This is a genomic window from Mesorhizobium sp. WSM1343 (assembly GCF_055901535.1).
The window spans coordinates 87,042-112,607 of sequence record NZ_JBVVWZ010000002.1 but is presented as its reverse complement, the minus strand read 5'-3'; the positions used below and the strand labels follow the sequence as shown (position 1 = coordinate 112,607).

Here is a 25,566-nt window from a genome sequence, read left to right as displayed (position 1 = left end):
GACATGGCGCGACGTTGGACGATCAATGGGCGGTTTCTTTCGCAGCCGACAACAGGCGTTCAGCGTTACGCGCGCGAGGTCGTGCGCGCTCTCGACACCTTGTTGGCCGAGCAGAACCCGCTGACCCGCGGCCTCGAGCTTGCACTGCTCCACCCTCCAGGGTCCGGAGACTTCCCCCTGGCTTGCATCGAGCGTCGAGAGATCGGCGGCATGAACGGGCATGCCTGGGAACAGGTGCAGCTCCCCTCATCCCTGGATGGCAGCGGACTGCTCAGCCTCTGCAACACAGGGCCGCTGCTTTCCCGCAAGCATATCGTCTGCGTCCATGATGCAAACGTCTGGAATGCCCCGCAGAGCTATTCATTTGCCTTTAGACTTCTTTACAGGAATCTGTTGCCCGCCCTCGGCAAGACGGCGTGCGGTATTTCGACCGTTTCCAACTACTCCTTGGATGAACTGGTTCGCCGCGACGTCATCCCGGCAGAGCGGGCTTTCGTGGCGCCGAACGGCCATGAGCATGCCTTGCGGTGGGAGCCTGAACACTCAGCACAGACGCGGCTGGCGGCCTCGCGGGAAACCGTTGTCCTGATCGGCAGTGCCGCACCTCACAAGAATCTGGATCTCCTCCTGAACATGGCTGATCGTCTTGGCGAAGCCGGACTCAGAATCGCGATTGTCGGCATGTCGGATTCGCGCGTCTTTAGGTCAGGATCCGCCAGGACCGAAGCGCGAAACATCCACTGGCTCGGCCGCATTTCGGATGGCGAGTTGGCGGCCCTCCTCGGGGACTCGCTATGCCTGGCTTTCCCCTCGCTCACGGAGGGCTTCGGTCTCCCAGCCCTCGAGGCGATGGCCGTCGGCTGTCCTGTCGTGGTTTCAGACCGCGCCAGCCTGCCTGAAGTCTGCGGCAATGCAGCGCTGTTTGCATCCCCAGACGACCAGGACGCATGGTTCGACAGTTTCGTGCAGCTTCGCACTTCTCAGGCCCTGCGCGCTCAGATGATGGGCAAGGGAAAGGCGAGAGCCGCGGAATACAGCTGGAGGGCGACGGGCCTGCGTTATCTCCAGGCGATGGCGGCCGCAGACGGCGTCGATACGGAAACGAAGATCGTCAGGGCTCCCGAATTCACATGATCTCGTGAAGTGCCTGGACGGCGTCTAGCGATTCCAGGATCGCGCGGTCGAAGTTCTCTTCTGAAAAACGTCCTGCATTTCTGGCGCAAGCGCGCGGCGCAATGGCATGGCTATTCTCTTCGAACCGTTCCACTGCCTGCTTGAGGTGATCGACCGTTTGAGCCTTGAACAGCACTCCTGTCGGCTCGGAGGATGATCCTAGCCGCTGTACGATGTCGACGGCGCCGCCGCGACCGAAGGCGACCAGCGGCGTCCCGCAGGCCTGTGCCTCGGCCAGCGCTATGCCGAAATCCTCGCAGCCCGCAAACACCATCGCCTTCGCCCGCGCCAGGGTGTCCACATAGTCTTTCCGGGGCAGGTAGCCCGAGAAGGTGACGTTGGGACCGGCAAGCGCCCGCAAGCAGGCTGATTGCTGCCCTTCGCCAACGATGACCAGTCGCCGCGAAGGCATTTCGTTGAAGGCCCGGATGACAAGGTCGGTGCGCTTGTAGGGGGCGAGGAAGGACGCTGAAACGTAGTAATCGTCCTTATCCTCCACACAAGGCAATTCGCCCAGTGTGACCGGGGGGAAAACGACGCGCGCCTGGCGCCCGTAAATGTGCTGGATACGGGAGCGGACATAATTCGAGTTCGCCAGCATCAGGTCCGGACCGTGCGCGGTTCTCGTATCCCATGTCCTCAGGCGATGGAGCATGTAGCGATAGAGCATTCCCTTGGGGCCGAAACCAAGCCGTCCCTGCTGAAGATAGGAAAATTGTTCATCCCAGGCGTAGCGGACGGGACTGTGCACATAACACAGATGCGGCTGGTCCGGCCTGGTGATGACGCCGCGCGAGAAGGCGGCCGACGACGAGATCACCGCGTCGTAGCCCGTCACGTCGAATTGCTCGATCAGAAAGGGACAGAAAAAGAAGAGGGATCGATAGAATTTATGGACCATCGGTATCCGGTTGGCCGCAGACGTATGGAATTCCACGTCGTGGAAATATTGCTCCTTCACCTCTTGTGGCAGGAAATCGAAAAGCGTGAAGACCTCGGCGTTGGGGAACTGCTTGCAGATTTGCGCAAGAACCCTTTCCCCTCCCCGGAAATTCGGGCACCAGTCATGAACGATCGCTATCCTGGCATTGCTGTCGAAGCCGGGCCCCGGCGCGGCCGGCAATTCTTCGATGGATACATCGATCTTGGCAGCGACGGCCAAATCGGAAGAGCGTTCGTGGAGCATGGTTCCCCCTAGCCTCATAAGGCTGGCAGTCTCCATTCCATGTCGTTGCTCCGGCAAGCTGTCCGATCGGCTACACACCGCTACGGGCGCATGGCCATCTAATACTTGCGGATGTGGTCCGTCACCGGGATACTCCGAAAGCCTGTGTCCGGCGGTAGGCCAGGCTCCTCCCGTCTCCTTTTATGCAGGCTGTGTCGGTCCACTCGTCGGTCTAGGTTTCGGCGGAACCGAAGCTGGATCGAGCATGAGACTCATAGTGATCATCCCGACGCTTGGCCGCAGCGGACAGGTCGGGCGTTTGCTTGGATATTTGGGCGGCCAGACGAGGCTTCCTGATGAGGTCATAGTGTCGGCGCCCGACGCCTCGCATGTCGGCCTGCCGGAAAGCTGTCCTTTCCAGGTGTCACTCGTTTTCGGACCGAAAGGACTGGCTGCCCAGCGGAACAGGGCTCTCGTACCTTCCCTGGGGCGCTTCGACATCATCACATTCTTCGACGATGATTTCGTTCCGTCCGCCGAATATCTGCAGCAGGTCGAGAAAGCTTTCGTGGAAAATGATGGATGGGCGGTGGTGATGGGCACGGTCGTCAGGGACGGTGCCACGAATGCTGGCCTCACCTGGGAAAATGCCGAAGCCGCCTTGCGGGAAAACGAGGGCAAAAAACATGATGGACCGCCGGTGGTCGACCATGTCGGAGCATACGGATGCAACATGTCCTTGCGTTCCTCGCTTGTGGGCGATTTGCGCTTCGACGAGCGCCTCGTCTTGTACGGCTGGCAGGAAGACATCGACTTCACCAGCCAAATGAGATCCAAAGGCCGCGTGGTCTGCGTGACCGCGATCACGGGCGTCCATCTCGGTATCAAGACAGGGCGGGTCAGCGGCGAGCGGTTCGGCTACTCCCAGGTTGCGAATGCGATCTATCTGATCAGGAAGGGCTCCGTTCCGGCCTCTTTCGCTCTTCCGCTGATGTTCAGGAATATCGCCGCGAATCTCGCAAAGAGCCTGCGGCCTGAGCCGTATATCGATCGCAGGGGCAGGCTCAGGGGTAACATGCTGGCGATCCGGCACATCGCCATGGGACGAATCGAACCCGAATACATCCTGAAAATCTGAAGGTGGGAAGACAATGCGGAAATGGCTTGTGACAGTGGCGGCGGCTTCATTGGCGGCGGCTGCCTGCCCCTTGCCGACGGTGGCTGCCGAGTACCTCCTCGGACCTCAGGACAAGGTCAGGCTCAAGGTCTACGAATGGCGCGCATCACGCGACGTGATTTTCGAATGGACGGCTCTCAACGACAGTTTCGTCGTCGGTGCCGACGGCACGCTCTTCCTTCCATTTGTCGGCCAGATACGCGCGCAGGGCACCGCCCCCGGCGACCTCGCCCGCGCGATCGGCGACCGCCTGATGCAGCACATGGGCCTCGGCCGCCAGCCGGATGTCGCTGTCGAGATTGTCCAGTACAGGCCGTTCTACATTGTCGGCTACGTCACGCAGCCAGGCGAGTTCCCCTACAGGCCCGGGCTGACGGTGCTGCAGGCGCTGGGAATCGCCGGCGGCCTGCGAACACGCGAGGAAGACATGTCGAGGCTCGAGCGTGAAGTCATCGTGGGTCAGGGCGATGTGGGTTTGTTGGCGCTGAGCAACGTCAGTCTGCTCGCTCGCAAAGCACGGCTGGAATCAGAACTAGCTGGCAGCGACGACATCGCCTTCCCTGCGCAACTGAAGGACAGAGCTTCGAACGAGACGGTCGCGGTGGCGATGGAGCAGGAGCGCAAGATCTTCGCCGTCCGCAAGGACGCCATGGCGACGCAACTCCGTGCCCTGCGCGAACTCAAGGATTTCCTCGAAAAGGAACTGACCTCGCTCGGCCAGCAGATGGCCTTCCACGACCAACAGATCGAACTTATCCAGAAGGAACTCGCGGGTGTTTCGGCCCTTGTCCAGAAGGGGCTGGCGGTTGCACCGCGGGAACTCTCTCTACAGGGAACGGTCGCACAGATGCAGAGCGACAGGTTGGTTGCCGAGACCTCGCTCTTGCGAGTCAGGCAGGAGATAAGCAAGACCGACATCGAGATCCTCAACCTCGGCAATAGCCAAGCCAGCGAAGTCGCTGCTGCCTTGCGCGAGACGCAACTGCAGCTCAATGAAGTGACCAGCAAGGCCAACACCGCGGTGCAGTTGTTGCACGATACCGAGGTCACGGCCCCTGCTCTGCTCGCCCTTAGAGAGCGCGCCGAAAGGGCCAAGCCGATCTTCAAGATCGTGAGGACGACGGACAGCGGCTCGCAAGAACTCACGGCTGAGGAAACGACGCCGATCGAGCCAGGCGATACCGTGAAGATCGATATCCCCGCCCCGCCGTCCGGCTTGGCTGCTCTACCTGTAGAGGACGACGTCCAGGCAGGGACGGTTTCTGTTCAAGGTACCAATTGACAGGCTTCATGATTGGCGCGGGTGCCGGCTCGCAACGCCTTCGACATGACCTCCGAACCCGAGACCGTTGGTGGCCGCCTGGACGGGTAAAGAACGCGCCGGCGTCATGGCCAGAGCGGTTCAGAGTGGGCGGAGCTGCCAGCTCGCTGCAGGTGCTTGTTTTTCTGCTGTTCCACACGGAAAACCGCCGCGCACCTTTCTTTGAACTGGTTCGCTTCAAGTTCAATGATCTGGCCGACCATGCTAGCAATTTCCGGCGGCACTTGCCTTGCACTTTGAGGCCGCATATCAGTGGGCACGCTGACGATGCCTTCCCTGCCGCAGTGAGGCGATCAGTTCCTGCGGGTATCACTGGAGATGTCGGTGCTCATGAGTGTAATCGCTATATCGGCGGCAGGCGTTCTGATGGGACTGCGCTTCAAGGCTCCTGCGCTGATCGCGGCGACTGCGCTGCTTGTGGTCGGAAGCTTTGCCTGGAATGGGCTCGGGTTGCCGGGCTACGTGACCGTCACTAAGTTCCTGATACTGTCATTCGTCTTGGCTGGCGCCTATATCATCGGTCTGTCCCTGTCCGTCCACCGGAAGCGCAAGGAAAGGTGACACGGCGGGACTTCAGGAAGCCCGGTCGAAACGTATGACTGCGAAAACCGTCCTGAACAGGATCACGATATCGAGCCAAACCGACCAGTTCCGCACATACTGGCAGTCCAGCTTCACGCGGTTGGCGTAGTCCATGCTGCTTCTTCCGTTCACCTGCCACAGACCGGTGAGCCCGGGCTTTGCCCGAAGGTATTCCCCTAAGTGGTCGCCGTAGCATTTTAGTTCGTCCTTGACGATGGGCCTTGGACCCACACAACTCATGTCGCCGCGGATGATGTTGAACAATTGCGGGAGTTCGTCGAGGCTCGACTTACGCAGCATCCACCCAAGCACCGTGACGCGGGGGTCGTTCCTGATCTTGCGGGTCTCCTCCCATTCCAACCTGACTTGAGGGTTGCTGTCGAGAAATGACTTCAGAACTTCGTCCGAATTGGTGACCATCGAGCGGAACTTGTAGCAATCGAATGGCTTTCCGCCAAAGCCGATGCGGCTATGCGAGAACACTGCCGGGCCTCCTGCCGTCATCCTGATCAGCAGAGCAACGACAATCATTACCGGCGCGGCAACCATAAGCGCCGTGAATGCTACTACCAGATCCATGATGCGCTTCAGGAGACCGCCCACAGGAGGGTTCGTCGTTCCCAACCTGAGCGCAGGCGAAAGGTCCGTCAACACTGCCCCGGCACCGTTGTTGTCGGATGCGGGAAGGACGTGCAGGACTGCCGTTCGGCTGTCGGACGGGATAGGCAGAGATGGCTGAACCCAGATCGGGGCTGCCTGATGTGACTCGAAGGCGTTCGTTGTCATGGAACAATCGCTGTTTCGACTTGTTGTTGCACTCTTCCAAGGTCGGAGGTTGTCGACAAGAAGGGCAAAGGAGGTAGCGTGACGCTCAGGGGCTATCCCCCTAATCCCAAGGAATGATCCTCCTAGACTTTTTGCAACTTCCGAAGGAGAATGTCTCGCTACGGTTTCATGCTTTACGGCGCTTGGGCGCGCGGACCCTGGCCAAGAGTACGCCTAGTATCGGGGTCCTGCAGGCCTGCAACGTCTTGACAAGTTCCTGCAGCGTCTGGACCTGTGTCTTGCCCCACTCGGCAACGATCACCACGCCGTCCAGGACAGATCCGACAATCAGTTCGTCGGCACCCGAGGCAAGCGTCGGCAGGTCGAGTATGACAATGTCGTAGGCAGGAAGTCCGTTGGCGGCAAGGTCACTAGCGGCTAGCTCCGAGAGGAACGCCTCCATCTTGCTAGGCGCCAGGAGGTGTCTGGCGTCCACGGTCGAACTGGAAAGGATGTCGAACGGCCGCCCCGCAGCACGAACGATGTTGAGACGGACAGGGTCCTGGCACGGTAGGTCGAGGGCTCCCGACTGGCTCAGAAGCCGCGAGGGGGTCATGGTCGGGCGCCGGATGTCGGCGTCAATCACCAGCGTCTTCAGGCCCGACATCGAGTAGAGCGTAGCGAGATTGCTGGCCACCGAACTCTTCGAACCGTCGTTGGATACGGCAGTCAACCCAAGAAACCTGATCGGGCGGCTGGTTTCCGCAAGGCTTATCTCGGTTCGCACTTTTCTCAGGCTATGGCTGTATCGGGATTGCGGAGATCTTGCCACTTGGTCGACAAGGCCCGATCTTCTGCCGATCGGCGGCAGTTCTCCGAGGCATTCGACGCCCAGATTGTCGCGGATCTGTCGTGGCGACCTTATGGTCCAGTCAAACGCGTGCCTTACAAACGCAAGTCCAATACCGAAAATGAGACCGGCAACCACCGCGAAGGCCAGCATCAACTTCGGCCTTGGAGCGCTCGGATTGAGCGGCGCCGTCGCAGCTGTGATGACCCTTGCATCGGCAACCGGATACGACTGTTGGCTTACCGAGTTGGTGTAGGCCTGCAAGAAGCTCTCGTACATCTTCTGGTAGGTTTCAGCCGTCACCTCAAGTTCTTCGAGCGTCGGCTCAGCACTCGTCCCGTCTGCTTTGGCTTCAATGCCGACGCTGTAGTCGTGCCGTGACCGGAACTGCTGCGCTTTTGCCATGGCCTCATTCATTTGAGCTCGCAGCTGCTGAAGCCGCATTTCCAGCCACGCGCCTCCTTCCTTGGCTGCGTCAGTCTTGGTTTCGATCTGCTCACGTACGAAGGCATCGGCCGTGGCGTTCGCAATCCTGGCTGCGCCCTCGGGATCAGGAGAGGTGAAGGATATGTCAATCGCGTAGGAAACGCCGACTCGGCGGACGTCGAGGCCGTTGCGGAAAACCAACATGCTCCGACGGAACTTCTGAAAATCGGTCAGCATGGGGGGTGCGGCAGGCTCGCTAAGAGCGAAATGCTGCAGCCAGGCGCTTTTCCGCAGCCCCAAGGCGTCAAGCAGGACAGCTCCGGTCTTCGTCAATCTGTCCCGCAAAGTCGGAGACTGGGAACGATTGAACTGCGCATCGTCGACGAGTTTCAACTGGTCGAGCACCATCGCTGCGATTTTTTCCGACTGCATTACAGCGATCTGGCTTTCCACCTGGGCAGTATCCAGTGACAGATCCACTTCGCCGCCCTCCTGCAGGTGTTGCGGCAATTTCGGCTCGATCAGAATCTGCGCGCTGGCGATGAAAGTTGGGTCGGTGCTCGAATTGTAAAACCCCGCCAACAAGAGAGCCATGGCAAGGCAGGCAATGATAGTTCCAGCGTAGCGGCGCAGAAATTCGGTAATGTCGGAGAGCCCAATGAACTCTTGGCCGGCGGAAGCCTGCTGGTCCGTCATCGAGGGCCATTGATTGGTGAACATGCGATTCATTCAGCTTCTCCTGCAGGCATACGCAGACACCCAGAGCAGCCCGCTCCATGCAGGCGGCCGTTGCATGCGGCCGGTCTTTGCATTGAAAGCCGAGGCCCCGCGATCCCAGACTGCTGCGGAAGATTACTCCCGTGATCCGGAAGGTAAATGCCGCCAATTGGCGTATGCGAAACTTAGGACCCGTGGGGCGGTAGAACGCGCGGCAGCGCTGCTCTCGCGGCGTCGACAAATGACGTTTGCTGTTCCAGCAAGGCCTGCCGTCCGCGGATGATCGCCAGGTTCTGCTCGAGAGTACCGATCTGCGCGGACATGCGTTCGGGACTCTCGCCATTTTCCATCGCTTCCAGGGCGAACGCAGCACAGTCCGTGACCCTTTCCACGCAAGGGCGCAGTGCCGCGATTTCCTTCTCGATGTCCATCTGAATGACCTCCAGAAGACGGGTCAGGCGACCGAACCGCCGTTGGTCGACATTCTGGCCGAATGGGAACCTGAATGCGGTCAGCGGCATGTTGCAGCCATCTTTCTCGTTGCACCCGAGAGGGGACGCACCTTGCAGAATACAAGACTCTCATGCTTGCACGAGACATCCTTTCGGTCATCGGCGGGCATGCTCATATTGGATGAGGGGTGGCAGCTAGGGCGATAGGGCTACTCGAATTCATGAAGGCGGCCACGTGCGGCGCGTGTTACGACTGTTGGCGCTAAACTGCGGAGCGGAAATCGTGACCGTGAACATAGTCGGACACGCGAGTCCAAACACATTCGCCTTCAAAACCAGTGCCCCGATCAAAGCCACGGGCTTTCAGGACGGCACCTGGGGCCTGGGCGTCGTCGAACAAAGCGGAGATCGTCCTGGTTGTGGAAAGCCTGTGTCGCCAGAGCGGCGCCGAGAGATACACGAGGCTCTCGATGGCGTGCTGGGCGGCAATCCAGAGGTCGGAGCCTACAACCAGACATTCTGAGAGGAATTGGACCATGTCTGACCGGATCGTAAGTTTTGTCATGAGCGGGGGGGTCGGCTCACGGCTGTGGCCGCTCTCGCGCGAAGACAACCCCAAGCAATTCCACGATCTTTCGGGGGATGGCTCTATGCTTGCCAAGACTGTTCGTCGCCTTAAGGCGCGGCCGGACGGAGAGACGCCGATCTACCTGATAGCCTCCGAACGGCATGCCGAGCGCGTTATCTCGGACCTAGTACCGCTCGGCCTGAACGGCGGCAGACCGATCTTCGAGCCGGTCGGCCGCAATACCGCGGCCGCCGTCGCCATAGCCACCCTGCAAACGATCTCCGAATATGGAGCCGACGCCCTTGTGCTCGTGGTCCCCTCCGACCATCAGATATCGACGACAACGCAATTCTGGGAAACCGTCAAGGCCGGCGTGCCTGCCGCCGATTCAGGAAAGATCATCGTGTTCGGGATCAAGCCGACGCATCCCGAAACCGGATATGGTTACATCGAGACCACGGCAGATGCTGACGCAGTAGCCTCGGTTTCGCGCTTTGTCGAAAAGCCGAACGCCAAGTCGGCTCGCAAATACATGTCTTCGGGACAATTCTACTGGAACGCCGGCATTTTCCTCTTTCGAGCCGACACCATGCGGGAGGCTTTTCTCGAGTTCCAGCCCGACATCTGGGACGCCGCGGAACGGGCTTACAAGGGAGCGCGGACCGACGTCTCGGGCCTTTATTTGACACAAGGCTTCTACTTGGCCGTCCCCTCGACCTCGATCGACTACGCAATCATGGAGCATGCGCGCGACATCGCAATGGTTAGGGCCTCGTTCCACTGGACCGACCTTGGCTCATGGCAATCCCTAATGGAGGCCAGCCCCACGGACAGCAACGGCAATGTCACAATGGGCGATATCGTCGCCATCGATTGCCAGGACTCTTACTTCAGAAGCCAGGGCAGACTGCTGACCGTGGTCGGGATGAAGGATGTTGCGATCGTGGCGACGCCAGATGCGGTATTCGTCGCACCCGTCAGCCACAGCCAGAACGTGAAAAAAATCGTCGAACAGCTGGAGAAGAGCGGGCGCCTCGAAACGAAATTTACTGCCTCCGAAGACCGGATCATCATCAGTGGCTCATGGCGCAAGCGCGTGGAGCACTGGCTCTTCGAAGAAACCCTGCCGCTGTGGTCCACCGCTGGCGTCGACGATGTTTACGGCGGCTTCCATGAGGCCCTGGGCTTCGATGCGAGGCCATTGGGCAAACCCAAGCGCATGCGCACTGCGGCTCGCCAGATTTACGCTTTCGCAGTCGCCAAGGAACGTGGCTGGACTGGTCCGGCGGACAAACTCATCAAACACGGTATCGACTTCATCGCAAGATTCGGCCGCACGAACCGCGGCGGGTGGGTGCGAACTCTCAATGCCAACGGCAGCGTGGCCGACCCGACCGAGGACGCCTACGACCATGCCTGCGTGCTCCTGGCGCTGGCTCAAGCTCACCGATGCGGACACCACGATGCCCTGGCACTGGCACAACAGACGTTTCGTTTCATCGACGCCCACCTCGAGCACGACAGTCTGACCGGGTTCCTCGAGAGCCCCGGCTGGAACGGTGCGCGGTCTTCGAACCCACACATGCACATGCTGGAATCATTTCTTGCCTGGTATGGCGCCACGGGCGACCGTGAATATCTGCGTCGGGCAGCACGCATCATCGATCTCTTCCGGAGCCATTTCTTCGACCAGGAAAGCTGGACGGTTGGGGAACGTTTCGACGCCGATTGGTTGCCGTTGCAGGGAGATGAAGGACAGTGGACCGAACCGGGGCATCACTTCGAATGGGCTTCGCTCCTTGTCGATTTCGCAAGAGCGAGCGGCCAGAAAGACTTGGTCGCCTACGCAAGGAAGCTCTATTCATCGGCGGTCGCCAGTGGATTGAACCGGACAACAGGTCTGGCTTTTGCTGCCGTATCGCGGCAGGGAATCCCTCTCGACCGGCTCTCCCGCAGCTGGCCGCAATGCGAAGCCGTCAAGGCAGCCGTAGCCTTGGATGGCATTGGCGGGCCTGACCTGAAAGCTGAGATCGAAGCCCGTGTCGCGCGCCTGTTCAGATGGCACATCGATCCCGCGCCGCTTGGATTGTGGATCGACAGGATTGACGAGCGCGGAAGGTCACTGGCAACGGAGGTGCCGGCGAGCATCTTCTACCATCTGGTGACGGCATTGATGCAGTATCTGGACAAGACCGCAGGCCAAGTCGAACCTTTCCCGCTTCCTGCTTCGGACGTGAGCAAGACGGGTTTGAGGCAGGTACTGGGTCGCTCCTGATGCGACGATCCTGAGATACGGTGTTCGTGCCGAACCGTGGTTGGCGAAGGTCGTCTGCACCGAACCTTGAAGACCGCAGATATCGGCTCCTGGCGTGGCCGCTAAGGCACAGCCTTGGCCGCGCGCACCGGCAACGCTCGCTTTCCCCGGTCGTCGGCCGCCGTGAGGCTGCCGGTGCTGCCAGGAGTTCCGAGGCAATGAATATGAGGTTCTCGCCGTTGACGAGGCTGTCGATCTTCCTTCCGCTCAAAAGCGAGTAGACGAAAGTGAGGCAGCCTCGGCCGGGAAACATAAAGTCGTGTGGTTCCACGATGATGCACGGCACATGCTTGAGGACCTTGCCGCAGTCTCGTGTTGCCTCCAGCTCCGCGCCTTCAATGTCCATCTTAAGCATCAGCAATTTCGCCTTGGGCAGTCTGGCAAGAAGGCCCCGTAAGGTGACCGACGGCACGCCTTCTCCGTCTGCCACGCCCCGTGCCCACGATGGGCGCTCGCTGTTGACAAGTGCAACTTCGCCCTCGTGGCACCAGAGTGCGCCGTAGACAGACATGATCCGCTCTAGACCGGCGCAGTTCGAGAGTAAGACTTCATGCGTTTGGCGATCCGGTTCGATGGCCATCACCACAGCATCAGGATACTGGTCTCTGAGGAAAATCGACGAGTAGCCAACGTTAGCGCCGGCATCCACGATAACGGGTATGATCCCCCTCCGTCTCCATCCTGCCGCGAGCCGGTTGAGCGCGCTCTGTCCACCCTTTCCAATTTCATATTCGCCGTGCCCAAAAATTTGTGACATGACAAACAAGTCGCTGTCGGTAGGCCTGATCAGCAATTCATGATCGCCACAGCGAACTTTCATCGCCGAGCCGATCCCGAGTGCGCGGCGAAGGAGTACTGAGACCAGTTTCCTCCAGCCGATGGCGCGCGCGAGCCCGTCAATGTGATAGAGCTTGGCGTAGAACGTCCGGTTCATCGTCGCAGTATCACCTGAGGATGTGCCAATCTCCATACACCCTTAGGGAGTAGCCAGGCCGGCTCGCCACCGAAGCAAATTGCCCGCACACACCCCCCGCATGCATATTCCTGCCATCATGCCCTCCCCGGTTCGGTCGTAGGCATGCTTCCTGCGCCGCTTATCAGCAAGGTACCGCAAGGTGATAGCGACGTCGTAGCTACGGCAAATTCGGTAGCACTTGCCTCTGTGTCGCTGCCTCAAAGCGGGATAGTATGCTTTGGGAAGATGCCTGACGCCACATTGAACGACCTCTCCCGATCATGGAAATGCGGTTAATTCGTCAAGGCGTTGTAACTTTGAGACGTGAACCATCTTGTCCGAACGGTTGAGACGCAACGATGGCCAAAAAAAAAGTCCGTGCGAGACCCAGCAGTGACCTTCTGAAACTGCTTGCCACAAGGCCTAGAGCGGTGGCGCTTGCTGCGCTGCACGTGAGTGAATCCGTGCTGCTGGAACTCGAAGCGTCCGAGCTTTTGTCAGCAGCAGAGATTAGAGGGCTACTTAAGGACGCGTCGATGACGTTACGAAATGCCGCCGAGCAAGCGGACAATCGCAGCTGCCTCGTCGCCAGCGAAATAGTCGATTCCATGCGGGAAAATTTCAAGAGAAATAAGACTTAACCTTGTCGCCATCGGCCGACCGGGAAAAACTTGTTATCTTCAACCAAAACTGCCGTTGCCACGTCATCGATAGTGCATTGGAGCATATTCTTCACATCAATTTTAATGTACGGTGTATGCGAGGGAGGTAGTTCGGGCAGTAGTTGGGCGGGGTTGCTTCTGAATGACGCCACATCCATTTTTGCGCGGGAATGAAAAACGCCTGTCGTATGAGGACGATACGGCGCTGATCAAAAGGCTGGGATTCACGCCGAAGCGCTATCTGGCGGAGACGGTCATCGTCAATCAGGGCGAGGATTGCGATCGCATGTTCATTGTCGAGTCGGGCTGGGGGTGCATTTCTCATGAACTTGCCGGCGGGCAGCGACAGATTCTAGATTTTGCACTGAAAGGCGACATCGTCCTACCTCAGTCCTACTCGGGCAGGGCTCTTGAAACGTTTGTGGCTCAAACCGAAATTTCAGTTCTGGTGGCTTCGACCAAGACATTTGCCGTTGCGGCCATGCAGTCGCCTCATCTGTTCTCCCTTGTTCTCGAAACCCTCGTGCACAATGCAGCGGTTGTCGCTCAACATCTCACCAATGTGGGACGACGCAGCGCCTTGGCGCGGACGGCGCATCTCTTCCTCGAACTGATGACGCGTCTGGAACGAATCGGCTCTGTCACGCGCAACAGCTATGAATGCCCTCTCACCCAGTACGATCTGGCGGACGCACTGGGACTCACTCCCATTCATGTCAACCGGATGCTGCGGGAACTGCGCGAGCGCAAGTTTCTCGAATTTCGGCAGGGCCACGTTCGTGTGCTCGATCAGCAGGGCCTGACTAAGTTTGCTGGATTCGAGCAGGAATATGTCGACGGTTGAGACGTCCCGGCATGCGATGGCAAGCAATCTTGTTCCCCGGTAGCGGCCATCGGGCAAGATCGAGGACGGGCTTTCCCGGGCAGCATCCACTTTCCGGCGGCGGATCTGTTCCGTGTGGCCCGCTCCCTATCCCGACTGGCGTCCGCTGGCCAGGCGCCGGCCAATTCAATCTCGGTTTCTTGGCGCGATCTCTTCGCGGTTGCCTAAGCGACACCGTCCTTGGCGTTCCGCTGCAGCGGCGAGTCCGCTCGGCCCAATTTGAGGACCACAATCAGGAGCGATAATTGGTGCTCGCTGCTCGGATCCTAAACAGAGCGTAGCTCTTCCACCAGACCTATGGCCCCCGCAGAGCCAGCCTTCGAGGCAAACTATGAGAGTTCATTCGCCGCTTCCTGAACACCCTGCGCAAATGCTCGCTCGAGCCAAAGGCGGCCTGCTACCGGGTTGTGTTCCCCGGCACGACCATTGCAGAGATAGCCCCCGAGCATGAGCTGGGCATAGCCATGTCCCCGCTCGGCGGCGGCGGCGAACCATTTCTGCGCTGCGACCGGGTCGAAGGACAGACCTTGGCCATTCGCGTACTGGGCACCGATCGCAAACATAGCCCCGGCGTGCCCGGTTGCGGCTGCCCGCTTGAACCACTGCGCGGCAGCCTGAGGCAAACAGGCGCCGCCACGTCCGTTGAGAAGCATTTCGGCAAACGCCACCTGCGCGTCGACCATGCCAGCATTGGCCGCCCGCTCAAACCAGCAACGGGCTTGTTTCAGATCGGCAGCCACGCCGCGCCCATCCTGAAGCATTCGCGCGTAGGCATATTGCGCATCGGCCACGCCTTCGGCTGCCCGCCTCACCCATCGGGCAGCTTGCTCCTCGTCCTTTCGCACGCCGACGCCCTCGGCAAAGCAGAGGCCGAGGTTGAACGCTGCAATCAGATCGCCCGATGAGGCGGTCGCCTCGAACCATCCAGCGATGCTGGCGCGGTCGCCAGGCTCGCCTGCTCCTTCGATAACCAGATTGGCAAAGTCGACCTGCGCTTGCTGATTTCCCGCATTTGCGGACGTACGCAGCCAGCGCGCTCCCTCTTCGACGTCCCGTGCGACTCCGTTTCCGGAAAGATAAAGCGATGCCAACGCACGGGCAGCAGCCTGATGGCCGGCATTTGCCGCCCGTCGGTACCATGTTGCGGCGTCCGCATAGTCTGGCGGCGAACTCTTCACATGCCGATCGCCCAGACGATAGGCTGCCTCAATATTTCCTGCCAATGCGGCCCGCCGCATCCACGCCTCGCCGGCGGCGATATCTTGACCTGCAAGGCCACCCTCGATGAGCGCCGATCCCAACCGGAATTGGGCTGAGGGCAAGCCTTTCTCCGCGGCAAGCTGATACAGTCGCGCGGCTGCCGGTCGATCAGCTGGCATGCCGCGTCCATGCTCAGTCAGGACCCCAAGAAGGTAGATTGCGGTTGGCAGACCGGCGTCGGCAGCGCGTCGAACCTCGGCGGCAACTTTGGCCGTCTGCGCAGGCTGCCCGCGCCGGGCGAGGGAAAGAGCAAGGCCCAGGCATCCCTCAGGGCAGCCGGCTGCCGCAGACTTCTCATACCAGCCATGCGCCGCATCCAGGTCCCGCATCGCTTCGGGGCCTCTGCTAAGGATATAGGCGAGAATTGCCTGCCCGGTTGCGGAGCCAGCTTCGGCTGCCTTTTTCGCGAGCCCGAACGCTGCCGCGAATTCCGGCTCCCGCGAGGAATCCCGTTCGAACAAGCTTTGCGATTCCAAGCCATTGCCGTCGGGCTCCTGCGCCGCCAGTCCAGCCACGTAAAGCGCGGCGAGGAGCGACTGGGCATCGGGGCTGCCGTGATCGGCCGCTCGCCGCAGCCAACGCGCGCCTTCCGACCGGCTTGGCGGCACACCCAAACCTTCGAGATAGCAACGAGCGACGCGGTATTCGGCCTCGACAATCCCGGCGCGTGCCGCAATTGCCAGCAGCGGAAAGGCTTCTAAAGGCTTGCCGCTGTCAGAAAGCTGGATCGCCCGGCGCAATACCAGCGCTGGTGGACCGTAAGCAGTCAGGCGGTCAAGGATTGCCATCGATGCGAGAACGCATACCTCCGTTTGTCGCGCACGGCGCCCGAGCCTATGGCTCCCTCATCGCTTCTTGGCCTAGGGGGAGTATGGCGCCGAGAATATACTTGAGCACGGTACGGCGGCCGACCTTGACGTCAGCGGTTACCGGCATGCCAGGGACGATCGTGAAACTTGCGGGCACGCCATGGAGGGCGACCTCGTCGATGGAAATCTGCGTGCGGTAAAACAGGTCAGCGTCCGGGGGCAGCATGGCCAACGAACTGTTCGGGTCGCGCGCCTGTTCCCGGGCCGAGAAGGAATCCGGGCTCACCGTGCGCACAGTGCCATGCGCGAGGCCATATTGCGAATATGGAAAGGTGTCGAACTTGATGGCCACGGGGTCACCGACGTGGACGAACCCACTGCTACGGCCGACAATGTTCGTTTCGATTTCAAGCACCGCGTCGTCCGGCACCAGGGTCATCAGCCGGTCACCCGATTGCAGGATCGACCCGACGGAAACCTTCGCCACTGACTGAACGATGGCGTTTGCATCGCTTTTCAGCTCAACCAACTGTTTACGCAGCTTTGCCTTGTTGAGAAGCTCACGGGCATCGGACATACGCGAGCCCGCCTCCGACAGGCCTTGCGAGACTTCCGCGCGCCAGCTCTGGATGTAGCCATCGCGGTCGGCGGCCACCGTCGCCTGTTGTCGCTTGGCAGCTTCCGATGTCTGCTCGGCGTTGCCGAGCGCCCGGGACATCTCTGCCCAGTTGTCCTCGGCCAGAAGCGTATTGAGGCGGCTGCCCACCTGTCTTGCTTCCAGTTGCTTGCGCATCCGTTCGATCGAAGCCGCGACGGCCAGTCGCTGGCGGTAGCCGTCAGCATCGGACCGGGAACGCGAGATCACGGAACTGAGTTCATCGCTCTGCCGGTCAAAACTCGACAGCTTGGCGTCGTAGACAGCTTTTCGACGATCGAAGATCGATGCCTGCAGGGTCCAACTCGGGTCCAGACCGTCATAGCTGAAGGGCTTTCCGTCGGCTTCCGCTTTCAAACGGGCCACTTCGGCTTCAAGTGTCGAGACCTGTGTCGTCAGCGCAGCAAGGTCAGCGGAGGCGAAGGTCGCGTCGAGGCGAGCAAGCGTTTGACCGGCTCGCACGCGCTGTCCTTCGCGCACCTCGATCGAGCGGACGATCGCCGTCTCGAGCGGCTGCACCAGAATATTTGGCGATTGCGACACCACGAGCCCTCTGGTGGAGACGACCTGATCGACCGGTATGAGCCCTGAGAGCGTTAGCAGGGCAACGACCATGCTTGAGATGATCCAGACCATGCCGCGCGCCATCCGTGGGACGGGCGCATTGGCGATGGCCGTCGACGGCCATTGGAATTCCAGGATAACGGGCATCGTCGGATCGCTCGGCTCTGTCCGGCGCCGGACGGGAAGACTGGAATGGGTGATGCTGCTCATGGGCGCCCCGAAGCCGATGCTCACACAAGTCTCGGCGGCACAGCGGCCAGACGAGCTTGGCGATTGTCAAGATGCCGGTTCTGCTGCATCCAAAGCTGGCGGTAGAGCGCACATCGTTCGAGCAGGGTCGCATGCGGCGCGACATCGAGGACCTGGCCCTGATCCATGACCAGGATCTGGTCGCATTCGGTCAGCGAGGAAAGCCGGTGCGAAACAATAATCATCGTGCGGCCCCTGGCGATGCGCATGAGATTGGCGCTGACCACCGCCTCGCTCTCCGGGTCAAGCGCGCTGGTCGCCTCGTCAAGGATCATGACGGTCGGATCGTGGATGAGCGCGCGCGCAATCGCCAGCCGCTGCTTTTGACCACCCGACAGGTTGGGCGAACCTTCCTCAATATAGGTGTCATAGCCGTTGGGCATGCGTTCGATGAATTCTTCGGCGCCGGCAAGGTGAGCGGCTCGCATGGCGTCGGAAAGGGTCAGGCCGGGGCGCCCGGCGATGATGTTGTCTCGAATGGACCCGCGGAAAAGGAAATTGTCCTGGAGGACCACGCCGAGCCCCTGGCGAAGGTGACGCAGGTTGATTTCCTTGAGGTCGACGCCATCCAGCTTGAGAAAACCGCTGTAATCGCGATTGATCCCCTGCAGAAGCCGCGCAATTGTCGATTTCCCTGAACCGCTGCGCCCGACGATGCCGAACATCGTCCCTGCTGGAATGTCGAAGTTGACCCGGTCAAGCGCTGGCGTGTTGGTGCCGATGTAGGTGAAGGTCAGATCACGGAAACTGATCTCGCCAACGAGCTTCGGCCTCAGGCCTGTGGAATTCGAACTGCTTTCCAGGGGTCGGTTGAGGACGGATCCTGCCTCGCTGATTGCCGCCCCTACCTCCTCGAAGTCCTCGACCAGTCGAGCAAGACCGACGAGAGGCTGTGCGACGCGTTGGGCGATCATCATGAATGCGAACAAGCTGCCGACCATGTAGCCAGACGTGTCGCTCATCGCCAGATAAGCTCCGATCAGCATGGTGCCGAGGACCATCGCACGCTCGATTGGCGTGACAAGCGTTTGCGGCCAGTTGGCAAGCTGCCCGAAGGCAAGGCGCGCCCTGCCCGCTTCCGCCACCCGCTCGTCCCAAAGCGCCCTGCGTTGCGGTTCGAGACCGAGCGCCTTCACCGTCTTGATGCCGACGACGGTTTCGCCGAGCGCCGCCGCCTTCCAGGTCTCGGCATCGACCACTTGCTGGTAGCGGCGGCGCAACGGCGCGAGAAAGGCGAAGATGATCAACATAATCACGCCCGCGCAGGCAAGCACCATCCAGCCCAGCGTGGCGTTGATATAGAACATCACCGGGATCAGCACGCAGAGCGTGATCAGATCCAGGAACGTGCTGAGGAGTTTTCCGGTCAGGAATTCGCGGATGCGATAGATCTGCGCGAGATGGTACATCGTCTCGCCGGCCGGATGACGCTCGAAATAATCAAGTGGCAGACGCAGGAGCCTGCTGAAAACATGCAAGTTCAGTTTGGTATCCAGGCGGGCGCCGACGACGTTGATGATCAGCCGTCGGGCGTGACCGAGGAGCGTCTCGTAAACGAACAGGACGGCAATTGTGGCCGACAGGAGCACGAGGGTTGAAACGCTGTTGAACTGCAGCACCTTGTTGACCAGCGTCATGACCATGAGAGGCGGCAGAACGGTAAGGAGGCTGAGCGTGAACGAGGCGATACCGATGTCACGCATAGAACGGCTTTCGAACCGTACCAGGTCGATCAACCAACCGAGGGTGAAAGGCGCATCGGCCGCGATATAGGATCGCGCTGGACGCAACAGCACGGCCTCACCCGCCCACACCTGCGACAGCCGCAACTCGTCGATGGCGATGGCTTCGGCATCCTCGGGCGCGTCCGCACTTTTGAGGAAGACGACATTCCGCTCTGGACTGGCCCCGGTGAGGAGACCTGCGCCACCGTCATTGAACAGCAGGACGACCGGTCCCGTGTGCTCGAAGCGCAGAAGATGCGACCAGCGGATGCGAAGCGCACGCGACCACATGCCGCCGTTCTGGGCCCATTGCGAGAGATCGGTCGCGTTTGGAACCGGGCTTGCGCTCGCCACCCTGAACTCGTTCGGGTCGAGTTCGACGCCATGATAGCGGGCGACGCGTAGCACCGCCTTGAGGCGCGGGGCAATCCGGTCGAACTCGGCGGGTCCGCCGGGTGCCCTCCCCGCCTCGCTCTGGCTGCCAACCTTGCCAGTCGCCTCCGCGTCCACGCGGATCGAGGTTGGCCGTGCATCGGCGTTCAGAGGTATGCTCACCATGCACTTCCCCTCCGGCCCACAAGCGAGGGTTCAAGGATGCTCCGGGCAAGCCGTCCCAGCCGGGACTGCTGACAAAACCCACTATATTCCAAATAGGCCAGCCGCACGGGCCCTTTGCCCGCCTGGAAATGGTGAACGCGCGGCACTTGCGTTCCCGCAAGGGCCGCGCGTTCTTTCTTCAACCTGGACTCAGTCATTAGGTTTCAGAATATCCTTCATTGCCTTCTTCAGCGTGTCGTCGGTGTTAGTGTATCCGGCGCCTTGCTTGCCCTTGTCAGAAGTCAAGTCGGACGTTGCACCGGATGTCTTGTTCTGGTTCGGACTAAGGCCCTTGATCGTATTGAGAACGTTCAAGAGATCGCTCGTCACCGAACCCCCAGCCAGGCCAACGAGCTGCCGGAACGAGGCTTGGCTATCGGTGTCGCTGCTGGTGGCCGGGCCCGATTGCAAGAACTGCTTGGAGTCCTTGAGTCCGATCGTATCGGCCGAGACCTTGGCGTGGTTGCCGTTACCTGGCGAACCATCGTTGTCGGACCCGTCATTGCCATGCCCCTTGCCTGGGTTGCTGCTGTCGCTTCCATCAGGATCGTTGCCGCCACCGTTGTTGCCATGGTCGCGGTCACCGGTCCCGCCGCCCGAGCCAGTCGCACCTGTCGGACCTGTCGAACCGGTGGCTCCGGTTGAGCCAGTCGAACCTGTAGAGCCTGTTGCTCCAGTCGAACCGGTCGAACCTGTAGAGCCGGTCGAACCTGTCGATCCGGTCGAGCCAGTTGCTCCGGTATCACCGGTTGCACCTGTGGCGCCGGTCGAGCCGGTTGCTCCGGTCGATCCGGTCGAACCTGTTGCCCCAGTAGAGCCGGTCGAACCAGTAGAGCCTGTTGCTCCAGTATCACCGGTTGCTCCTGTGGCGCCGGTCGAGCCGGTTGCTCCGGTCGATCCGGTCGAACCTGTTGCCCCAGTAGAGCCGGTCGAACCTGTCGATCCGGTCGAGCCAGTTGCTCCGGTATCACCGGCTGCTCCTGTGGCGCCGGTCGAGCCGGTTGCTCCGGTCGATCCGGTCGAACCTGTTGCCCCAGTAGAGCCGGTCGAACCTGTCGATCCGGTCGAGCCAGTTGCTCCGGTATCACCGGTTGCTCCTGTGGCGCCGGTCGAGCCGGTTGCTCCGGTCGATCCGGTCGAACCTGTTGCCCCAGTAGAGCCGGTCGAACCTGTCGATCCGGTCGAGCCAGTTGCTCCGGTATTACCGGTTGCACCTGTGGCGCCGGTAGAGCCGGTTGCGCCAGTCGAACCTGTTGCTCCAGTCGAACCAGTTGCTCCGGTATCACCGGTCGAGCCGGTTGCTCCAGTAGAGCCTGTTGCTCCAGTCGATCCGGTCGAACCTGTTGCCCCAGTAGAGCCGGTCGAACCTGTCGATCCGGTCGAGCCAGTTGCTCCGGTATTACCGGTTGCACCTGTGGCGCCGGTCGAGCCGGTTGCTCCGGTCGATCCGGTCGAACCTGTTGCCCCAGTAGAGCCGGTCGAACCTGTCGATCCGGTCGAGCCAGTTGCTCCGGTCGATCCGGTCGAACCTGTTGCCCCAGTAGAGCCGGTCGAACCTGTCGATCCGGTCGAGCCAGTTGCTCCGGTATCACCGGTTGCTCCTGTGGCGCCGGTCGAACCTGTTGCTCCAGTCGAACCAGTTGCTCCGGTATCACCGGTCGAGCCGGTTGCTCCAGTAGAGCCTGTTGCTCCAGTCGATCCGGTCGAACCTGTTGCCCCAGTAGAGCCGGTCGAACCTGTCGATCCGGTCGAGCCAGTTGCTCCGGTATCACCGGTTGCACCTGTGGCGCCGGTCGAACCGGTCGCCCCAGTCGAACCTGTTGCTCCAGTCGAACCTGTCGAGCCAGTTGCTCCGGTATCACCGGTCGAGCCGGTTGCTCCAGTAGAGCCTGTTGCTCCAGTCGATCCGGTCGAACCTGTTGCCCCAGTAGAGCCGGTCGAACCTGTCGATCCGGTCGAGCCAGTTGCTCCGGCCGATCCGGTCGAACCTGTTGCCCCAGTAGAGCCGGTCGAACCTGTCGATCCGGTCGAGCCAGTTGCTCCGGTATCACCGGTTGCACCTGTGGCGCCGGTCGAACCGGTCGCCCCAGTCGAACCTGTTGCTCCAGTCGAACCTGTCGAGCCAGTTGCTCCGGTATCACCGGTCGAGCCGGTTGCTCCAGTAGAGCCTGTTGCTCCAGTCGATCCGGTCGAACCTGTTGCCCCAGTAGAGCCGGTCGAACCTGTCGATCCGGTCGAGCCAGTTGCTCCGGTATTACCGGTTGAACCTGTGGCGCCGGTTGCTCCGGTCGCTCCAGTCGAACCTGTTGCTCCAGTCGAACCTGTCGAGCCAGTTGCTCCGGTATCGCCGGTCGAGCCGGTTGCTCCAGTAGAGCCAGTTGCTCCAGTCGAACCTGTCGAGCCAGTTGCTCCGGTATCACCGGTCGAGCCGGTTGCTCCAGTAGAGCCGGTTGCTCCAGTCGATCCGGTCGAGCCAGTTGCTCCGGTATTACCGGTTGCACCTGTGGCGCCGGTCGAACCGGTCGCTCCAGTCGAACCTGTTGCTCCAGTCGAACCTGTCGAGCCAGTTGCTCCGGTATCACCGGTCGAGCCGGTTGCTCCAGTAGAGCCGGTTGCTCCAGTCGATCCGGTCGAACCTGTTGCCCCAGTAGAGCCGGTCGAACCTGTCGAGCCAGTTGCTCCGGTATCACCGGTTGCACCTGTGGCGCCGGTCGAGCCGGTTGCTCCGGTCGAACCTGTCGAGCCAGTTGCTCCGGTATCACCGGTTGCACCTGTGGCGCCGGTCGAGCCGGTTGCTCCGGTCGAACCTGTCGAGCCAGTTGCTCCGGTATCACCGGTCGAGCCGGTTGCTCCAGTAGAGCCGGTTGCTCCAGTCGATCCGGTCGAGCCAGTTGCTCCGGTATTACCGGTTGCACCTGTGGCGCCGGTCGAACCTGTCGAACCTGTAGAGCCTGTTGCTCCAGTCGAGCCAGTCGAGCCTGTTGCTCCGGTATCACCGGTTGCACCTGTGGCGCCCGTCGAGCCGGTTGCTCCGGTCGAACCTGTCGAACCTGTTGCTCCAGTCGAGCCAGTCGAGCCTGTTGCTCCGGTATCACCGGTCGAGCCGGTTGCTCCAGTAGAGCCTGTTGCTCCAGTCGATCCGGTCGAACCTGTTGCCCCAGTAGAGCCGGTCGAACCTGTCGATCCGGTCGAGCCAGTTGCTCCGGTATCACCGGTTGCACCTGTGGCGCCGGTCGAGCCGGTTGCTCCGGTCGAACCTGTAGAGCCTGTTGCACCGGTATCACCGGTTGCTCCTGTGGCGCCGGTCGAGCCGGTTGCTCCGGTCGATCCGGTCGCACCAGTAGAGCCTGTTGCTCCAGTCGAGCCAGTCGAGCCGGTTGCTCCAGTAGAGCCGGTGGCACCGGTCGCGCCCGTGGCACCTGTCGAGCCCGCACCCGTGGCGCCGGTCGCGCCGGTCGCTCCGGCGGGTCCGGTCGCGCCTACTTGACCTGTGGTGGCGATAAAAGAAGCGGTATCAAAGAAATTGCCATTATCGCCATTATTAGCAAGCACGGGTGTAAAACTATAACCTCCTACAACCGGGGAAAGCGTGCCGTATAATTTGAAATTGCTGTCATAAACGAAATAAATATCAGTAGTGTTGGGGATCGTTATGGTCGCAGAAAAGTCATTTATTAAACCGCCCTGGTTTGCAGATGGTAGCTGAAAGCTACCAACGACTGTATCATCCGCACGATTAAGCGCCGGATTAGTCGGCGGAGCCACGTGAGTATCCACTACATAATACGTGTTAACAGCCGAAGAGCTGCCGCCGGCAGTTATGTCCCCACTGAGTGTGAGATCAGCCGCAAGCACCCCCGAGTAGCTGGCCACGCCAGCCGAAGTCATTGGAGGCAAGGGCGTGGACGAGCCTACGCGTGAGGATATCTCCCAGGAGCCGCCCAGGGCGGCCGCGCCAATCAGCGACCCGGACGCGAGAACGTCCGCGCCTACTGCCTCTTCCAGCGCCTCTATGAAGGCTTCGCCCGTATCCCCCGATGCCGTTTCGCAGCTCCACAGCCGCAGCTCGCCGTCCTTGGCAAGCGCACGGCCGATTGCGGCAAGATCCTCGGCCTCTTCCTGCAATGTAGTTGATGACCACTCCCCTGCTGTGAAGCCGACACGCCCAGACCCACCATGTGCGATAACGTGCACCGCATCGAGCCCTGCGTGCCCTGCGAGCGCGGCAGCGATCTGCCGCGCCGCCGGTCGGCGGCCGTTGAGCACAATCGCTTGAACCTCGGGTCGCACGCTGCCGAGAATCGCCTGGAGGTCGGAAACTGAAGGATCGACAAAAAGAACTTCAGAGGCACGGGCCATGACTGGCTCCTGTTGGCTTCGAACTCAATTCACCGGCAGCCACTCACTGGCCTAGCCGGCAAGTGCTGCGACCAAAGAGATTTACCTCCCGGACGGCCCGACGGCGCCGTGGGGACGTTCCACGACTGGCGTCTCCACGCGGAGGAAGTTGGCGACCTGGAAGTTCCCGCCTTCATCAAACGTCCCAATGGCAAGCGAGCCGGCGGTGCTTGGGACTTTGACGGTGAGGGCGACAGCGAGGCTTCGCTTGGCGGCTCTGGGAAGAACGACCTGACCGACAATAGCGCTCTTGGCCGTGTCCAGAATGAAATAATTTACATTTTCAATCGTGTCGCCGATCGGCAAAATGCCTCGAACGGTGACTTCCATAGCCGCAAATCCTGCCGTGAAGCTCATCATCTTCTCCTTGGTCGCCGGCGGCCGGGCCGCAGCTTCTCTTGGTCGTACCTTAGATTTCAATCGCTGGTTCAATGGCTGCAGAGCGCGGGCGCCCGGTGAGGCCGGTCGCGCGCATTGCCGCATTGCGGGCAGGTCTAAGAGACGGGTGCGCAAGGCTTGGCAGCCTCTTCGTGCCGCTCGATCGGATGGCGCCCCAGTTGTCTTCGCCCAGGTGAGTGAGGCGTCCAAAGGACACCGAGGAATACCCATCAATCGCTGGGTAATCCGTGCTGTTGGCCAACTGCGGGTAATTCAGGCGTTGTTCTACGCCTAAGCCTGCGTCACGGCCCCATCGACTCGTACACGGTATCACCCCAACCATGGTCACTCCCGTCACGCGTGTCGCCGATTTCTCGACGACGACTAACGAGGGAACCAACTGCTTGCGGGGGGAACATCAGATTTGGGAAAACGCCGGCCTTGAGTTCAAGGCCGTACAACGTCTTCTCTTGCACGTCACCACACACTTGCCACGCCCTCACGCACGAAGTGACTTGCTCCAGACACTCTCCTGGCTTCGCAGACGCAGCCCAACAGGCCCTCTGCCCGGTTCGCGGGAACCCTCTCAACACAAGACATTAGTAAAATCTAAAATTAGCAACTTGTAAATAACCAAGTTAACAATTTATTAATTGTGGACCATGAGTAACTACTTTCGGTCGACATCAAATGGCGCGCATGGGCCGAACGCATCGAAAAATCCGAGGCTTAAGGGTGCCCTCTGGTTCGCGTCGAACCCTCGATGTCGCGGCGGAATTTGCGCCTCAGCGATTGGGTCGACGGGAAATTCTGTTCTTAACCCTCTGGTCCCGAGCGACCGCAAGACCCTTGCTGCGACGGAAAGCGCTGGCTAAACAATGGACGGGTTGAGGCAGCACTTGGCTGTGAAGGGGCAATCGTT

The 25,566-nt window shown here is 60.5% G+C and carries 18 protein-coding genes and 3 pseudogenes; 9 read left to right on the top strand and 12 right to left on the bottom strand.

The window, feature by feature from the left end; genetic code table 11:
• The first annotated feature begins 3 nt into the window (after window positions 1-3).
• Entirely contained in the window at window positions 4-1,134 is a 1,131-nt protein-coding gene (locus tag AC0NIL_RS31045) for a glycosyltransferase family 4 protein (protein ID WP_024505415.1), read from the top strand.
• On the opposite strand, the gene AC0NIL_RS31040 is transcribed toward AC0NIL_RS31045, so the two are convergent.
• Window positions 1,127-2,359 carry a glycosyltransferase gene (locus tag AC0NIL_RS31040; RefSeq protein ID WP_024505416.1) on the bottom strand — a complete coding sequence of 411 codons (1,233 nt, stop codon included), beginning with the start codon at window positions 2,357-2,359 and terminating at the stop codon, window positions 1,127-1,129. The two genes, AC0NIL_RS31045 and AC0NIL_RS31040, sit on opposite strands and share 8 nt — an antisense overlap.
• Window positions 2,360-2,603: 244 nt before the next feature.
• Here AC0NIL_RS31040 and AC0NIL_RS31035 point away from each other — a divergent pair, with 244 nt between their 5' ends.
• Window positions 2,604-3,476: a glycosyltransferase family 2 protein gene (locus AC0NIL_RS31035; protein WP_024505417.1), complete on the top strand. Its 873-nt coding sequence runs from the start codon at window positions 2,604-2,606 to the stop codon at window positions 3,474-3,476.
• A 49-nt stretch (window positions 3,477-3,525) separates the two neighbouring features.
• Window positions 3,526-4,797 (top strand): polysaccharide biosynthesis/export family protein, encoded by a 1,272-nt coding sequence (locus tag AC0NIL_RS31030; protein WP_245267659.1) that lies wholly within the window; start codon window positions 3,526-3,528, stop codon window positions 4,795-4,797.
• Window positions 4,798-4,901: 104 nt separating this feature from the next.
• On the opposite strand, the gene AC0NIL_RS31025 is transcribed toward AC0NIL_RS31030, so the two are convergent.
• Window positions 4,902-5,039, bottom strand: a complete 138-nt coding sequence (locus AC0NIL_RS31025) for a hypothetical protein (RefSeq protein ID WP_155924994.1) — start codon at window positions 5,037-5,039, stop codon at window positions 4,902-4,904.
• Between the two features lie 127 nt (window positions 5,040-5,166).
• Here AC0NIL_RS31025 and AC0NIL_RS31020 point away from each other — a divergent pair, with 127 nt between their 5' ends.
• Entirely contained in the window at window positions 5,167-5,397 is a 231-nt protein-coding gene (locus tag AC0NIL_RS31020; RefSeq protein ID WP_127219079.1) for a hypothetical protein, read from the top strand.
• A gap of 12 nt (window positions 5,398-5,409) precedes the next feature.
• Here the strand turns inward: AC0NIL_RS31020 and AC0NIL_RS31015 are convergent, their stop codons facing one another.
• The 3 genes from AC0NIL_RS31015 to AC0NIL_RS31005 form a co-directional block, all read right to left on the bottom strand.
• The gene (locus tag AC0NIL_RS31015) at window positions 5,410-5,997 is read right to left on the bottom strand and encodes a sugar transferase (RefSeq protein ID WP_027163618.1); all 588 of its coding nucleotides are present in this window, start codon (window positions 5,995-5,997) and stop codon (window positions 5,410-5,412) included.
• 373 nt (window positions 5,998-6,370) lie between these two features.
• Window positions 6,371-8,188, bottom strand: a complete 1,818-nt coding sequence (locus tag AC0NIL_RS31010) for a GumC family protein (protein ID WP_050580535.1) — start codon at window positions 8,186-8,188, stop codon at window positions 6,371-6,373.
• A 173-nt stretch (window positions 8,189-8,361) separates the two neighbouring features.
• Complete coding sequence (locus tag AC0NIL_RS31005) at window positions 8,362-8,697, bottom strand: hypothetical protein (protein ID WP_024505421.1); 336 nt, start codon at window positions 8,695-8,697, stop codon at window positions 8,362-8,364.
• A gap of 295 nt (window positions 8,698-8,992) precedes the next feature.
• Here AC0NIL_RS31005 and AC0NIL_RS31000 point away from each other — a divergent pair.
• Window positions 8,993-9,151: pseudogene (locus AC0NIL_RS31000) on the top strand (phosphomannomutase/phosphoglucomutase); the annotation flags it as partial.
• Between the two features lie 13 nt (window positions 9,152-9,164).
• Entirely contained in the window at window positions 9,165-11,471 is a 2,307-nt protein-coding gene (locus AC0NIL_RS30995) for a mannose-1-phosphate guanylyltransferase/mannose-6-phosphate isomerase (RefSeq protein WP_024505423.1), read from the top strand.
• Window positions 11,472-11,820: 349 nt separating this feature from the next.
• On the opposite strand, the pseudogene AC0NIL_RS30990 reads toward AC0NIL_RS30995, so the two are convergent.
• A pseudogene (locus tag AC0NIL_RS30990) lies at window positions 11,821-12,267 on the bottom strand (FkbM family methyltransferase); the annotation flags it as partial.
• A 557-nt stretch (window positions 12,268-12,824) separates the two neighbouring features.
• Between AC0NIL_RS30990 and AC0NIL_RS30985 the strand changes: the two are divergent.
• A complete protein-coding gene (locus tag AC0NIL_RS30985) occupies window positions 12,825-13,106 on the top strand; it encodes a hypothetical protein (RefSeq protein ID WP_024505425.1) in 282 nt (93 codons plus the stop codon).
• 163 nt (window positions 13,107-13,269) lie between these two features.
• Window positions 13,270-13,971: a Crp/Fnr family transcriptional regulator gene (locus tag AC0NIL_RS30980; protein ID WP_024505426.1), complete on the top strand. Its 702-nt coding sequence runs from the start codon at window positions 13,270-13,272 to the stop codon at window positions 13,969-13,971.
• 368 nt (window positions 13,972-14,339) lie between these two features.
• On the opposite strand, the gene AC0NIL_RS30975 is transcribed toward AC0NIL_RS30980, so the two are convergent.
• The 4 genes from AC0NIL_RS30975 to AC0NIL_RS30960 form a co-directional block, all read right to left on the bottom strand.
• Window positions 14,340-16,058: a tetratricopeptide repeat protein gene (locus AC0NIL_RS30975; RefSeq protein ID WP_473574124.1), complete on the bottom strand. Its 1,719-nt coding sequence runs from the start codon at window positions 16,056-16,058 to the stop codon at window positions 14,340-14,342.
• 46 nt (window positions 16,059-16,104) lie between these two features.
• Entirely contained in the window at window positions 16,105-17,508 is a 1,404-nt protein-coding gene (locus tag AC0NIL_RS30970) for an HlyD family type I secretion periplasmic adaptor subunit (RefSeq protein WP_024505427.1), read from the bottom strand.
• Between the two features lie 20 nt (window positions 17,509-17,528).
• Window positions 17,529-19,829, bottom strand: coding sequence for a peptidase domain-containing ABC transporter (locus AC0NIL_RS30965; RefSeq protein ID WP_024505428.1), 2,301 nt, complete (start codon window positions 19,827-19,829; stop codon window positions 17,529-17,531).
• A 189-nt stretch (window positions 19,830-20,018) separates the two neighbouring features.
• Complete coding sequence (locus tag AC0NIL_RS30960) at window positions 20,019-20,279, bottom strand: hypothetical protein (RefSeq protein WP_024505429.1); 261 nt, start codon at window positions 20,277-20,279, stop codon at window positions 20,019-20,021.
• 220 nt (window positions 20,280-20,499) lie between these two features.
• Here AC0NIL_RS30960 and AC0NIL_RS30955 point away from each other — a divergent pair, with 220 nt between their 5' ends.
• Entirely contained in the window at window positions 20,500-23,355 is a 2,856-nt protein-coding gene (locus AC0NIL_RS30955; RefSeq protein ID WP_474048908.1) for a hypothetical protein, read from the top strand.
• Between the two features lie 422 nt (window positions 23,356-23,777).
• On the opposite strand, the pseudogene AC0NIL_RS30950 reads toward AC0NIL_RS30955, so the two are convergent.
• Together AC0NIL_RS30950 and AC0NIL_RS30945 are read right to left on the bottom strand one after the other, a co-directional pair.
• A pseudogene (locus tag AC0NIL_RS30950) lies at window positions 23,778-24,227 on the bottom strand (DUF4347 domain-containing protein); the annotation flags it as partial.
• Window positions 24,228-24,308: 81 nt separating this feature from the next.
• Window positions 24,309-24,626 carry a hypothetical protein gene (locus tag AC0NIL_RS30945; RefSeq protein WP_127244227.1) on the bottom strand — a complete coding sequence of 106 codons (318 nt, stop codon included), beginning with the start codon at window positions 24,624-24,626 and terminating at the stop codon, window positions 24,309-24,311.
• Between the last annotated feature and the right edge of the window lie 940 nt (window positions 24,627-25,566).